This is a genomic window from Isoalcanivorax pacificus W11-5 (genome assembly GCF_000299335.2).
Lineage (GTDB): Bacteria > Pseudomonadota > Gammaproteobacteria > Pseudomonadales > Alcanivoracaceae > Isoalcanivorax > Isoalcanivorax pacificus.
In genome coordinates this window covers 1,158,594-1,172,658 of sequence record NZ_CP004387.1, presented here as the reverse complement: position 1 = coordinate 1,172,658, position 14,065 = coordinate 1,158,594, and the positions used below count along the sequence as shown (strand labels likewise).

At 67.5% G+C, this 14,065-nt stretch carries 4 protein-coding genes; all 4 read right to left on the bottom strand.

Features of this window, described 5'->3' with window-relative positions:
* Positions 1 to 24: 24 nt before the first annotated feature.
* Genes S7S_RS05320 through S7S_RS05305 form a run of 4 tightly spaced genes read right to left on the bottom strand, consistent with a single transcriptional unit; the run spans position 25 to position 14,046 of the window.
* Entirely contained in the window at positions 25 to 3,141 is a 3,117-nt protein-coding gene (locus S7S_RS05320) for a non-ribosomal peptide synthetase (RefSeq protein ID WP_052269209.1), read from the bottom strand.
* Positions 3,142 to 3,170: 29 nt separating this feature from the next.
* On the bottom strand, positions 3,171 to 9,815 hold the full coding sequence (locus S7S_RS18770) for a type I polyketide synthase (protein WP_008737432.1): 6,645 nt from the start codon (positions 9,813 to 9,815) through the stop codon (positions 3,171 to 3,173).
* The gene (locus tag S7S_RS05310) at positions 9,812 to 13,057 is read right to left on the bottom strand and encodes a non-ribosomal peptide synthetase (protein WP_008737430.1); all 3,246 of its coding nucleotides are present in this window, start codon (positions 13,055 to 13,057) and stop codon (positions 9,812 to 9,814) included. The genes S7S_RS18770 and S7S_RS05310 overlap by 4 nt, the downstream gene beginning before the upstream one ends.
* A gap of 17 nt (positions 13,058 to 13,074) precedes the next feature.
* The gene (locus S7S_RS05305; protein WP_008737428.1) at positions 13,075 to 14,046 is read right to left on the bottom strand and encodes a TauD/TfdA family dioxygenase; all 972 of its coding nucleotides are present in this window, start codon (positions 14,044 to 14,046) and stop codon (positions 13,075 to 13,077) included.
* Between the last annotated feature and the right edge of the window lie 19 nt (positions 14,047 to 14,065).

Sequence of the window (14,065 nt, the reverse complement as noted above, 5' to 3'; positions counted from 1 at the left end):
GCAAGGCTCCGGTCGGGCATGGCGTCAGGGCGCCGTGCCGGTGAACAGGGAATCGCCGCCGCGTCGGGCGCCGCTGCGCAACCAGGCATCGGCCAGCCCGGTGAGGGCATTGCCGTCATGGTGGGTGCGCAGCCAGTCGGCCAGCCGTGCCGGCGTCGGAAAATCGAACACCACGCCGGGCGCCACCTCGACCTGCAATGCCTTGCGAAACCGGGCCACCAGTTTGATCACCAGCAGCGAATGACCGCCGAGCGCAAAGAAGTCGGCATCACGGCCCGGTGACGGGCAGGTGAGCAGATCACCCATGGCGTCACAGATCAGGCGCTCCAGTGCATCGCGGGGCGGGCTGCTATCATGCGCGGCCTGGTCGCGGGTGCTGCTGGCCAGCAGCGTCAGTGCCGACAGATCCGTCTTGCCGTTCGGCAAGCGCGGAAACGCCGTCAGGCACAGATAGCGCGACGGGTGCATGGCGCCGGGCAACAGCGGCGCCAACTGTTCAGCAAACCGGGCGGCACCGGTGTCGGCCAGCGTCGCCTCGCCTTCGAGAAACGCCACCAGTTCTGTCTCGCCCTGGCGCATGGGCTGCGCGCGCACGAGGGCGTTGCGCACGCCCGGCAGGGTGCGCAGGGCCTGTTCCACTTCCGCCGGTTCGATACGAAAACCGCGCAGGGCAATCTGGTCATCCGCGCGGCCGATCAGGCGAAAGCCGCCGCCCGGCAACACACAGGCCAGATCGCCCGTGCGATAAAGCCGGCCGCCCGGGGCCCCGGGGCAGTGACTGAGAAACGGATCGTGGCCGAATACCTCTTCGCCATAGCCACCGAGGTAGCCGGCGCAGACCTGTGCGCCGCCGACATACAGTTCCCCGACAGCGCCGACCGGCGTCAGGCGCTGGCGTGCATCCAGCACATAACAGCGGTTGTTCGGCAGTACGCGCGTCAGCGGCAGGGGCTCGCTGCCCTGCGTGGCCAGGTCGACGGCATGCACCATGACACCGACCGTGGTTTCGGTGGGGCCGTAGTGATTGAACACACGGCTCTGCGGCGCCAGTGCCGCCAGGCGCGACACCAGTGCCGGCGAGGTGGCTTCACCGCCGAGCACCAGCAACGGCGGCACGACGGGTTGCGGAGTCTCCAGCAGCGCTTCCAGATGTGACGGCACCATTTTCAGCGCGTCGATGTTTTCCCGGCGCAGGAAGTCGGCGAAGTGCGCGCCGTCGGCCATGTCGTCGTCGCTGGCGATCACCAGCGTGGCGCCGTTGAACAGAGCGCCGAACAGCGCGGTATTGCCCAGGTCGGTGGCCAGCGCGCCGGTCAGTGCCCAGCGGCGTGCGCGCGGCAGGTCCATCACGGCTGACGCGGCGGCGACGTAGTTGAGCAACTGGCTGTGTTCGATCAACACCCCTTTGGGCGTGCCGGTGGAACCGGAGGTGTACAACACATAGGCGAGCGTGCCCGGCGTGGCCTGCTGCGGTGCGGCCGGCAATTCTTCCCGGGCGGGCATTGCCTTTTCCGGCGGGCGGCCGCTTTCATTGACCGGCGCCGCGTGCAGCACCAGCACCGGTTTCGCATCGTCCAGCACGGCGCGGCGGCGGGCCGCCGGCCAGCGTTCATCCAGTGGCAGGTAGGCCGCGCCGGCCTGCCAGATCGCCAGCAGGGCCACCACCGCCTCCAGGCTGCGGCCCAGTTGCATCGCCACACGCTCGCCCGGCCCGGCCCCCTGCTCGCGCAGCCAGTGCGCCAGTTGCGCAGCACGTTGGTGCAGCTGGTGGTAGGTGAGTTGTGTGGTGCCCTGCACCAGCGCCACGACGTCGCCCTGTTGTGAAGCGTAACGGGCAATCTGCGCCGGTAACGACGCAGGCTCAAAAACACGGCAGTCGTTATTGATGTCCAGCAATGCCTGTTGCTGCGCCGCACTGACCAGCGGCGGCGCGATAACATCCGCAGCCGGTGCATCGGCGGCCGCGGCCAGCAGCCACTGGTATTGCGACAGCAACGCCTGCAACGCCGCTGTGCTGTAGCGGGCGCTGTCCGCCTGCAATACCAGGGTGGCGCCGGTGGCATGGCGCTGCACCTGCAACACCAGTTCAAACGATGCATGCGGCAAGGGGGCCTGCACGAGACGCAGGTCCGCTGGCAATGGCAGCCAGTGAAAACCCGCCGCACGCGTGCGCTCGTCGACGTGATCGAGCGGGTAATATTCCTGCGCCTGGGTATGCGCCGCGCACTGGTGCGCGTGGCGGGCAATGGCGTCGCTGAAGATGATGCCGTCACTGGTCTGTGTCAGCACCGGCAGGATTTTTTCGAACACACCGGCACCGCTGGCCATTACCTCGTAGTCCTGCCGGCAATCGTGTTGCCAGCCGGTGATAAAGCGTTGGGTGCCGCTGACGCGCGCCAGCAGCAGGCACCAGATACTGTGCCACACGGCACGCTCCTCGACCCGGCAGCGCGTGGCCAGTGTGTGCAGGCGCGCGGCGCTGTCGTGATCAAGCTGTTGCGTGACGTGATGCCGCCGGGCCGTGGCCGGTGCCAGGCGCCGCGCCGGCAGCCGCAGTGCGTTGGCGTCTGCGGGCTGTTCCTGCCAGTAGGCGCGGCCGGCGGCGGCATCGTCATCCTGTTCCAGTGCGGCGCGCCAGGTGCAGAACTGGCTGTAGGAAAAGGGCTCCTCGGTGGCCGGTGTACCGACAATTTCCCGTAGCAGGCCGCACAGGCTGCCGGCATCCAGCGCCTGGCATGCGCCGGCCAGCAGCAGATGCTTGGCGTCGTCCGGCGCATGCCACACACCGGCGCGCAAAAACTCGCCGTCGCCCAGTGCAAAGGGCGTCGCCATCAACGCCGCGTTCGCCTCGTCCCGCGACGCGCTGTGGAGTTCGGCCCAGCGCACGCGGGCCGGTGCCGGCAACGGCACGCGACGCAGGCCACGGTAGCCTGGCACGTCACGCAGGGCCTGCCGGAACACATCGTGGCGCGCCACGGCGGCGGCCGTAGCTGCGCGCAGCCTGTCCACCCCGGGGTGCGGCAGGCACGCGCTCAGCAACAGGACGCCGGCACCGGCGGCGCGCTGCTCCGGGCTCAGCGGTTCGCCGCCAGCCAGAGCCGTGGTGTCCAGGGTCATGTCATCGAGGGCCATACCGTCCATTCAAAAAAACTCCAGCAGGCGCGTGCGGATCAGGAAAGGTCCGCGCGCGCAAACATGTCACCCATGGCCACCACAATGCGGCGCGGGCCTTCATAGGGATCGCGGGCGTGGGCGGCGAGCATGTTGTCCAGCAGCACCACGTCACCGCGCTGCCAGTCGAAGCGCACAGCACAGGCTTCGTAGGCGTCACCGACGATGGCCATGACCTCATCGGGAATGACGTCGCCGTCGCCATACAGCACATTGCGCGGCAGGCGCGCCTCGCCAACGGTGGCGATCAGGTCGTCGCGCACGCCGTCTTCCAGGCAGGCGGCGTGGTGCAGTTGCACCTGGTTGAAGAACACCCGCTCACCGGTCTCCGGGTGACGGATCACTGCCGGGCAGCGGGTGCGGGTCTGTAACTCATCGTCACCGAGCCATTGCCAGTCGATGCCGGCGTCGCGCAGGCGCTGCTCCACTTCCGCACGGTTGTCGGTTTTGTAGAAGTCGCGCCAGCTCACATCCAGGTTGCGGGTGAAGGTGCGCACATACAGCAGGCCGCGCTGTTCGAATTCGCGCACGATCTCTGGCGGCAGGCGGGTGAGCATTTCACGGCAGTCGACGATCGGTGTGGCACCGCCCACCGGCGACGGCTGTTCGCAGAAGAACAGTTGTTTGCGCGGCCACTTTTCCAGGTGCGCACTTTCGTTGTGGTACAGGATCATCTGTTTTTCGGGATAGGGCGTGGAGCGGTAGGTGTTGCGGCCGCCCTCTTTTTTCGGCAGGTCGCCGTAGCTGCCGTACAGGGCCGGTTCGATGATTTCAGCGAAACGCTCGAATTCCTGCGGCGTGCCCAGCGCGAAACCACGGAACAGGATGCCGCCGTGACGACACAGTGCGGCATGCAGTGATGCGCGCTGTGCCGCCGCCCAGGCAAACGGGTCCAGGTCCGGGTCGCGCGCTTCCACCAGCAAGGGGAACGGGCGCGCGGCCTGCAGCGGTGCCTGCCGCACCGGCCCGGCAGGGCGCGCCTTGCCCGGCAGGTTGCCCAGCTTGCTGAGCTTGTCGAGTTTGTTCAGTGTGCGGGTATCGCGCATCACCGTCTCCCTGCCCTGCGGTGGTGTGTAAAGCGTCTCGACGCTCGCCTGCGGGGTGGCCGCCACGGCGGTGAGCACCGTACGCCAGGCGTCGCTGAGGGCCTGTTGTGTCGTGCGTTCATACAGCGCGGTGGCGTAGACCCATTCCACGCGCAGCCCGTCGTCTTCTTCATTGACGAATACGGCGAGGTCGAATTTAGATTCGGTGCGCGGTTGTGGCACCACAGCCACTTCCAGCCCCGGCAGTGCAAACCGCAACGGCGGTGTGTTCTGCAACACGAACAGCACCTGCACCAGCGGATTGCGGCTGCGTTCGCGCGGTATGCCCAGCGCTTCCACCAGCTGGTCGAACGGCAGTTCCTGATGATCAAACGCGCGCAGGACCTGTTCGCGCAGGCCGGCGAGATAGTCGCTGAAAGGCTGCGCGGCCTGTGCCAGGCGCGCGCGTATCGGCACCACGTTGACGAAAAATCCGATCAGGTGATCCAGCGCCGGGTCCGGCCGCCCGGCCACATCGGTGCCGATCACCAGGTCGGCGGCGTCCGTGTGCCGGTGCAGCACGATCGCGAACGCGGCCAGCAGCACGGTGAACAGAGTGGTGCCCTGCGCGCGGGCCAGCGATGCCAGCGCATCACGCTGCGTGCCATCGAGGGTAAAGCGCAGCGCATCGCCGGCCTGGGACGCCACCGGCGGCCGGGCATGGTCCGGCGGCACCGTGGACAGCGGCGGTGCCTTGTCCAGATAACCGCGCCAGAAGGCGAGGTCCGTGTCGCGGCTCTTCGCCAGCCGTGTGTGGTGCCAGTGGGCATAATCCACATACTGCACACCCAGCACCGGCAGGCCGGCGTCGGTGCCGTCGCGCAGTGAGGCGTACAGCGCGGACAGTTCGCGCACAAACACGGCGGCGGACCAGCCGTCGAACACGATGTGATGAATGGCCAGGATCAGGCGGTACGCGCGCGGCGCCAGGGTGACCAGATGTGCGCGCAGCAATGGGCCCTTGGCCAGATCAAACGGCGTCTCGGCAACGCGACGGTAGAGCGCGTCCAGTTCGCGCGCCTGCGCGGTGCCACACAACGGCGTCAGGTCAGTCTGCGTCAACGTCAGGGTGAGCGATGGCAGGATGTGCGCAACGGCGTCGCCGTGCCCATTTTCCGGATACACCGTGCGCAGGCTTTCGTGGCGCCGCAGCAGTGCATTGAGGCTGTCCGCCAGTTTTTCTGCGGAGAGTTCGCCGGTCAGCGACAGCATCGCCGGCAGGTTGTAGGCGCTGCGGTCTGCAGGGCCGGCCAGCCGGTCCACCAGCCACAACCGTTGCTGTACGGGCGCCAGCGGCAGTGCACCGCGGCGATCCACCGGCGTGATCGGCTGCTGCGGTGTATCGTCCTGCCCGCCCAGTGCGCTGACCAGCCCGGCCAGGGTCGGATCGCGGAAAAACACGGTCGGCGGTACCGTCACCTGCAGCGCGGTACGGACACGCGCGAGCATGCGCACGGCGAGCAGCGAGTCGCCGCCCAGTTCGAACAGATTGTCGTGCAGGCCGATGGGGGCCATGCCGAGCACGTCCTGCCAGATGTCGGCGAGCCGGCGCGCGGTGTCGGTGTCCGGTGCCACATAGGGCGTGTCCAGCGCCGGGCGGGGCTGGTGTTCACCGGGCGGCGCGGTGTCATCGCCCAGCGCGTCCAGCAACGCGTCCGCATCTGCCCGCAGGCGCCGCGACAACGGCTGGTTGCTGACCAGCACCTGCGCGCGCACCGGGCCACTGAGCAGCCGCGCCAGGGCGGCACTGCCCTGTTCTGCCGTCAGCCCGATGCCGTCCGGCAACGCCAGGCCGGCAGCCATGCCGATAGCGCGCCAGCCATCCCAGTTCACTGCGCATACCGGATAGCCGGTGTCGCGGCGCAGCGCGGCGCTGAGTGCATCCTGGCAGGCGTTGGCAGCGGCGTAGGCACCCTTGCCCGAGCCGGCGGTAAAACTCGCCAGTGACGAACACAGCAGCACAAAATCCGGCATTGACTGCCCACTGCGTTGCAACGCCCCGATCAGATGGCGTGTGCCGGACACTTTCGGCGCCATCACCTGCGCCATTTTTTCCGGGGTCAGGCTATCGAGCGCGCCGTCGCCGGGCAGACCGGCGGCATGAATGACGCCGTGAATATCGCCGAATTCCTGTTGCACCGCGCGCACTGCCGCATCCAGTGATGCCGCATCCGTTACATCGGCCTGCACGGCCAGCATGCCGGCGTCCACACGCTGGGCCTGCCGGCTCAACAGCGCCACCTTCGCCTGCCAGCTGTGCGCCAGATAGCGGGCCAGCACCTGACCCACGCCACCGTTGCCACCGGTGATCAGATAAACGCCGCCGCGCCGCAGCCGGGACGCATCGCCGTGCGCCGGCAACGGTTGCAGGCTGCGCAGCCAGCGATGCTGTCCACGCAGCGCCACCGGGGATTCCTTTCCAGACGCGAGTATCTCCCGCGCCAGCAGTGCCGGTGGCAGGCCATCACGCTGGATATCGATCAGGCGGCAGCGCAGCGCGGGATATTCCTGCGGCACGACGTTGCACAGGCCGAGCATGACGGCCTGTTCCGGGTGCAATGGTTCGGTGCCGGTGACATCGAAAATGCCTTCGGTGACGGCGCAGAGGAGGCAGTCACCGGACAGCCGGGGCAGCAGCGACAGCCATTCGGTATGCGGCGCTGCCGAGGGCAACAGCACCACCACGTCGGCCTGCTCAGGCTCTGTCACGCTGTGGCCGGCGTCATTCAGCACGCTCGCCAGCGCATCACGCAATGCTGACGCCTCACCGAAAAGCGCGACCCGGCGTGGCGCCGGTTTTTCGACCATCTCGTCGGCACGCTGCCAGAACGGCACCGCCAGGCCGTCATCCTGCACGGTATGTTTTCCCGGTGCGGCGTCAACCCAGTAACGCCGCCGTTCAAACGGGTAGCCCGGCAGGGGAATGCGGCGCGCGTTGTCTTCCTCTCGCCACACTGGCAGCACCGGCAGGCCGGCGATCCAGAGTTGCGCCAGGCAGCGCAGCGGTTGCAGTGGATTGTCCTGTTGCCGGCGCGGATGGCACTGCGAGGCCAGCAACGGCCGGCCAGCTTGCGCCGGGTGCTGCCGCGCCAGGGACATGAGCGTGTCGCCCGGCCCGCATTCCAGCAGTACGCGATCCGTTTTCTCCAGTAACGCCGTCAGGCCGTCCGCGAAACGCACAGTGCCGCGCACATGCTGTAGCCAGTAGTCCACGCTGGTGGCCTGCGCCGGTGTGATCCAGGTGCCGGTGACGTTGGACACGAACGGGATGGCGGGCGGTTGCAACGTGACGTTGGCCAGCACGTCGCGGAACGCCGGCAGCATGCTTTCCACCTGCGCGGAATGAAACGCGTGCGATACGTGCAGGCGCTGTACCGGCACCTGTTCCTGTGCGAGGGCTTGCGCCAGGTTTTCAATGGCCGGCACCGGACCGGCAGCGACACACCGGTCCCCGGCGTTGACGGCGGCCAGATCGCAGCCGGTGTCCGCCAGCCAGGGTGACAGTGCGGCCTGGTCCAGTTGTATCGCCAGCATGGCGCCCGGTGCGGTGTCCTGTAGCAGCCGGCCACGCGCGCAGACGACGCGCAATGCATCATCCAGTGAAAAGACACCCGCCAGGCAGGCCGCCACGTACTCGCCGATGCTGTGACCGAGCATGGCGTCCGGTTCGACACCACGGCTTTGCCAGAAGCGCGCCAGCGCATAACAGACGCTGAACAGTGCGGGTTGCGTCAGCAGGGTGTGCGACAGTTTTTCTGCGGCAGCGTCGTGATGCGCCGCCGGCGGATACAGTAACGGACGCAGGTCGGTGCCGGTGAGCGACTGTATCCGGTCGCAGCAGTCATTCAGCGTGTCGCGGAATACCGCTTCATCACGGTACAGCGTTTCGCACATGCCGGGATGCTGTGCGCCCTGCCCCGGAAAAAGAAAGGCCACGGACGGAGCGTCGGACAGCACACGACCGCGCAGCAGGCTGTCTTTATTCAACGCGGTGCGCAGCCCTTCGATATCCTCCGCCAGCGCCACCGCGCGCCGCTCAAATGCGGCGCGCCCGTGGGCGAGCGTATGCGCCACATCGGCAGCGGATTGCGTCGCCAGATCGGCCGCCAGCGCGTCAATGCTGTGTTGCCGTGCCGTGTCGCTGCGCGCCGACAGCGGGAACAGGCGCCATTGTTTTTGCGGCGCCGGCTGCGGCACTGCCGGTGCTTCTTCCAGCAGCAGGTGCGCATTGGTGCCGCCCATGCCGAACGAACTGACGCCGGCACGGCGTGGCGTGTCGCCCGCCGGCCAGTCACGCGTTGCCGTGCTGACCACAAACGGGCTGCCGGCAAAATCGATCTGCGGATTCGGCGCCTGAAAATGCAGGCTCGGCACCAGGGTGCGGTGCCGCAGCATCAGCACCGTTTTGATCAGGCCGGTGACACCGGCTGCCGCATCCAGGTGCCCGACATTGGTCTTGACGGAACCGAGCGCGCAGAAACCGGTGTCGTCCGTGTGTGCGCGAAACGCCTGGGTCAGCGCGGCCACTTCGACCGGATCGCCGAGCATGGTGCCGGTGCCGTGGGCCTCCAGATAGCTGATGCTGCGCGGGTCAATGTCCGCCAGCGCGTGGGCCGCGCGAATCACGTCCGCCTGCCCCTGCACGCTGGGCGCGGTGTAGCCGATCTTGTCGGCGCCGTCGTTGTTGATGGCGGAGCTTTTGATCACCGCATGCACGGTGTCGCCGTCGGCCAGCGCGTCATCCAGTCGTTTGAGCACCACCACGCCGGCGCCGCTGCCGACCACCGTGCCGCCGGCGCGGGCATCGAAGGCACGGCAATAACCGTCCGGTGACAGGATGGCGCCTGGCTGGTAAAAGTAGCCGGCCTGTTGCAGCAGGTTCAGCGACACACCGCCGGCCAGCGCCATGTCGGTGTCGAAATCCAGCAGGCTGCGGCAGGCCAGGTGGACTGCCACCAGCGAGGTGGAACAGGCGGTCTGCACCGACACCGCCGGCCCGCGCAGGCCCAGCTTGTAGGCCACGCGGGAGGCCAGCGCGTCCTTGTCGTTGGCGTTCATCAGGCCGATCAGGCTGGCGATGTCGCGGCCGTTGTGCAGGTCCACGCCCGGCAACAGGTGCCGCATCAGGTACAGGCTGGCGCCACTGCCAGCGAACACGCCGGTGGCCACGGGCGCGCTGTGCGGGGCGTAACCGGCATGGGACAGCGCCTGCCAGGCCACTTCCAGGAACAGCCGCTGTTGCGGGTCGAGTTGTGCGGCATCGCCGGGGGTGTAGCCGAAGAAGCCGGCGTCGAACTGGTCCAGCCCCTCCAGCTCCGCCACCGCGCGCACGAATTCCGGGTCCTGCCACTGCGCAGCACTGACACCGCGCTCGCGCAGTGCCTCGTCGCTGAGGCAGCGTATTGCGCAGACGCCGTCGCGCAGATTACGCCAGAACTGCGCCACATCGGCGGCGCCGGGAAACCGCCCCGCCAGGCCGACGATGGCGATCTCCATGCCGTTGACGTGCTGTGGCGGGTTGGCGTCCAGAACGGGGACGGCGCTGGCCAGGTCATTCATGTGGGGGTGCGCTCCGCAGGGGGTTTGCGACGCTGGCGCAGCGCATCACGCTGCCGTGCGGCGCGGCTGGCCGTGTCGTGGTCACGCGCCGGCGCGCTCTGCTGGCGGGCCAGGAAGGTGGCCAGCGCGGCGACGGTGGGATAACGAAACAGATCGGTGACGGTGACCGGCGTGGCCAGCGTGGTGTGCAGGCGGCGGTGCACTGTCATCAGCAGCAGCGAATGCCCGCCGACGTCGAAAAAGCTGTCGTGCCGGCCGACGGCGTTGACACCCAGCACGTCGCACCAGATGGCGGCGATCTGTTGTTCGGTGGCATCGCGTGGCGGCGCTGTCGGGTCGCGGGTGGCCTGCACCGGCGCGGGCAGCGCCTTGCGGTCGATCTTGCCGTTGCTGTTCAGCGGCAGCGTGTCGAGCAGCATGATCTGTGTCGGCACCATGTAGTCCGGCAGTGTGTCGGCCAGCGCGCTGCGTAACGCCGTGGCGGTGTCATGCCTGCCCGGCTGCAACGACACATAGCCGAGCAGTTGCGTGCCGGCAACAGCATTGCGCGCCACCACCACGGCTTCGCGCACGGCGGGCAGCGCCAGCAGTGCGGCTTCGATTTCGCCCAGTTCAATGCGGAAGCCACGCACCTTGATCTGGTGATCAATGCGTCCGAGGTATTCGATCTCGCCGTCACGGCGCCAGCGCACCAGATCGCCGGTGCGGTACAGCCGCTCGCCCTGGGTGGCCAGTGGATCGGCAATAAAGCGCTCGGCGGTGAGCGCGGCACGGCGCCAGTAACACTGCGCCAGGGCGATGCCGCCGAGGCACAGCTCGCCCGGCACGCCCGTCGGCACCGGCGCGCCGTCGGCGTCCAGTATGCGCGTGATGACATTCGCCAGCGGCCGCCCGATCGGTACGCTGGCGCTGCCGTCTTCCAGGCAGTCGTGCCAGGTGACTTCGATGGCCGCTTCGGTGGGGCCGTACAGGTTCAGCAGCGACACCTGTGGCAGCGCACGCAGCGTGCGGCTGCGCAGTTCCGCGCTGAGTGCCTCGCCGCTGCAGATGACCCGTTTCAGACTGTCGCACGCGTGGATGCCCGGCTCGCCCAGAAACATCTGCAACATCGAGGGTACGAAATGAATCGTGGTGACCTGGTGCTGCCGGATCAGCGCCACCAGCCGCGCCGGGTCACGGTGTTCACCCGGCCCGGCCAGGGCCAGCCGCGCACCGGTGGTCAGCGGCCAGAAAAATTCCCAGAAGGAAATATCAAAACTGAACGGGGTTTTCTGCAGCACCGTGTCACCCGCCCCGATGGGCTGGTGGCCCTGCCCCCAGACCAGCCGGTTGCAGAGCGCGCGGTGGCTGTTGGCGGCGCCCTTGGGCTGGCCGGTGGAGCCGGAGGTGTAGATCAGGTAGATCAGGTGTTCGCCGGTCAGGGGCACTGCCGGATTGTCCGCCGGCATGTGGCCGGTCGGGTAGTCGGCCGGTGTCATGATACGCAGGCCGTCCGGTGTCGGCAGTGTGTCGCGCAGCGCGGGCTGGGTCAGCAGCAATGACAGGCCGCTGTCGTCCATCATGTAGCGCAGCCGCTGCGCCGGATAGTCCGGGTCCAGCGGCACGTAGGCGGCGCCGGTTTTCATCACCGCCAGCAGGCTGATGACCAGTTCCAGGGAGCGATGCATGGCGATGCCGACGCGCTGCGCCGGGCCGATGCCATCGCGGACCAGGGCATGCGCCAGCCGGTTCGCGGCACGGTTCAGCTCGGTATAACTGAGGCGCTCTTCCCCCATCACCACCGCCTCGGCGTCCGGGGTGCGCGCACATTGTGCTTCAAAAAGATGATGTACGCAGTCACCCGGAACAGACGTGACCGGGCCTTCGCTCAGCGTGTGCAGGTGTTGTTGCCCGGCCGCGTCCAGCCACGGCAGCTGCCGCACGGTCTGTGCGGGGTTCTCGGCAAACGCCGCCAGCAGGCGCAGGTAGTGCTCGCCAAACTGCGCCATGGTGTCGGCATGGAACAGGGAGTCGGCATAGATCAGGTTGGCGAGCAGGGCGCCGTCGCGGCGGTGAATATCCAGCGTCAGTTCAAACTGTGTCTGCTGTTGCAGCTGTGTGAAATGGCTGAGTGTCAGCGGCTCGCCACGCACCGACTGCCAGGCGGGCAGGTGCTCATGCTGGTAGTTGCACAGCACCTGCACCAGCGGCGTGTGGCTGAGGCTGCGTTCCGGTTGCAGCGCGTCCACCAGATGGTCGAACGGCAATTGCTGATGTTGCTGCGCTCCTTTTACCGCCTCGCCCGCGCGGGACAACAGGCTCGCCAGGGTGTCGTCGCTGTGTATCCGGTTGGGCATGACCAGCGTGTTGACGAAGAAGCCCATCAGCGGCGCGGCCTCACGTTGCAGCCGCCCGGAAACCGGCACGCCGACACGAATATGCGGCTGGCCGGTGTAGCGCGACAGCAGCAACTGGAACGCCGCCAGCATCAGGGTGAACAGCGTGACGCCGGCCGCCGCCGCGCGCTGGCGCAATCGCTGGTGCAAGGCGGCGTCGATGGCCAGCGCCCGTTGCGCGGCAGGCCAGCTCATCACCGGCTGGCGTGGCGCATCGGTCGGCAATGCCAGCACCGGATGGCTATCGCCCAGCTGCGCACGCCACCAAGCGAGTTGTTGCGCCGCAGCGTCGCTGTGCAGCCATTGCCGTTGCGCGTGCACGATATCCGTGTAGTGCATCGACAGGGCGGGCAGTGTCGTGTCCACGCCGCCGGCACGGTAATGGCGGGAGAGTTCTTTCAGCATCACCTGGATCGAGATGCCGTCGGTGATGATGTGGTGCTTCACCACCAGCAGGCGATACTGTTCGTCGGCCACGCGTGCCAGCGCAAAACGTCGCAGCGGGCCGCGTTCGAGGTTGAACGGGGTCGCGTCCAGTTCGCGCAGCACACGCCAGGCGGCCGACTCGCGCTCTGCGGCAGGCAGGTGGCGCAGGTCCGTCACCGGCAGCGGTACATCATCGCCGGGCGCTGACACCCACTGCATCGGTTCGCCGTCGTCGTTGACGCGAAACACCGTGCGCAGGGTGGCGTGCCGCTGCACCAGCGCGTTGAAGGCGCGGTGCAGTGCCGGCACATCCAGTACGCCGTTGAAGGTCAGCATGCCGCTGACGTGGTAGGCGGTGCTGTGCGGTTGCAGGTGCCAGAGCAGCCATTGGCGTTGCTGGGCAGGCGACAGCGGAAAGCAGGTTTCGGCGGCGTGTGTCATGACATCTCCCTGCAGGTTCAGGCGCCGGCGGCACGTGCGTCGCTGGCGGATTCGGCCATCGCCACCACCACTTTGCGCGGCCCGGAAAACGGTGTGCGGGCGTGGGCAGCGAGCATGTTGTCGAGCATCAGCACGTCGCCGTCGTGCCAGGGAAAGATCACCGTTTCCTCGGCCAGCACGGCGCGCACCTGATCGAACACGGCGTCTTCAATGGCGCTGCCGTCGGCGTAAAACACATTGCGTGGCAAGTCTTCCGGCGGCAGCAGTTCCTGCAGTGATTCGCGCACTTCCGGTGGCAGGTTGGAGACATGAAACAGATGACCCTGGTTGAACCAGACCGGCTCGCCGGTACGCGGATGCACGGCGGTACCCTGGCAATGCTGTTCGGTGCGCAGGCCGCCGTCGTCTTTCCATTGCCAGCGGATGCCGGCGCGCCGGCAGTAGGCTTCCACGGCACGCGGGTTTGTGGTGCCGAACACATCCTGCCATGGCACATCGAAGTCGCCGTAGTTGCGCACGTACAGCAAACCTTCCTCGAAACGTGTGCGCAGCGCGTCCGGCATGCGGCGGTAAATGGCGCGGCTGTCGGCGATCGGTGTTTCGCCGCCCTGCGGCGCGGCAGTGACGCAGTGGAACCAGATTTTCATCGGCCATTCGCGCGTGTAGGCCTGCTCGTTGTGCAACGGGATATGCTGGTGCGCCGGGTACTCGGTCGAGGTGTAGATACCGGACGACACGGCCGTGCGCGGCGTGGAGGCAAATTCATAACTCAGCAGCGGGTGCCCGAAGGCGGCGGCGAAGCGGCGAAAATCCTCCACCGACGGCACCTCAAAACCACGCAGCAGGACACCGCCGATACGAGGCAGCAGCGCGTCGATATCGCCACGCAAACGGGAAAAGGCCTGCAGCAGGGGTTCACCGGGTTGCGCCGGCTCGATCATCACCGGCAGTTCTGAACCGGCGGGGGCGGTGCTGCGGTAGGGTTGCATTAACGGCTCCTTGTCTGGC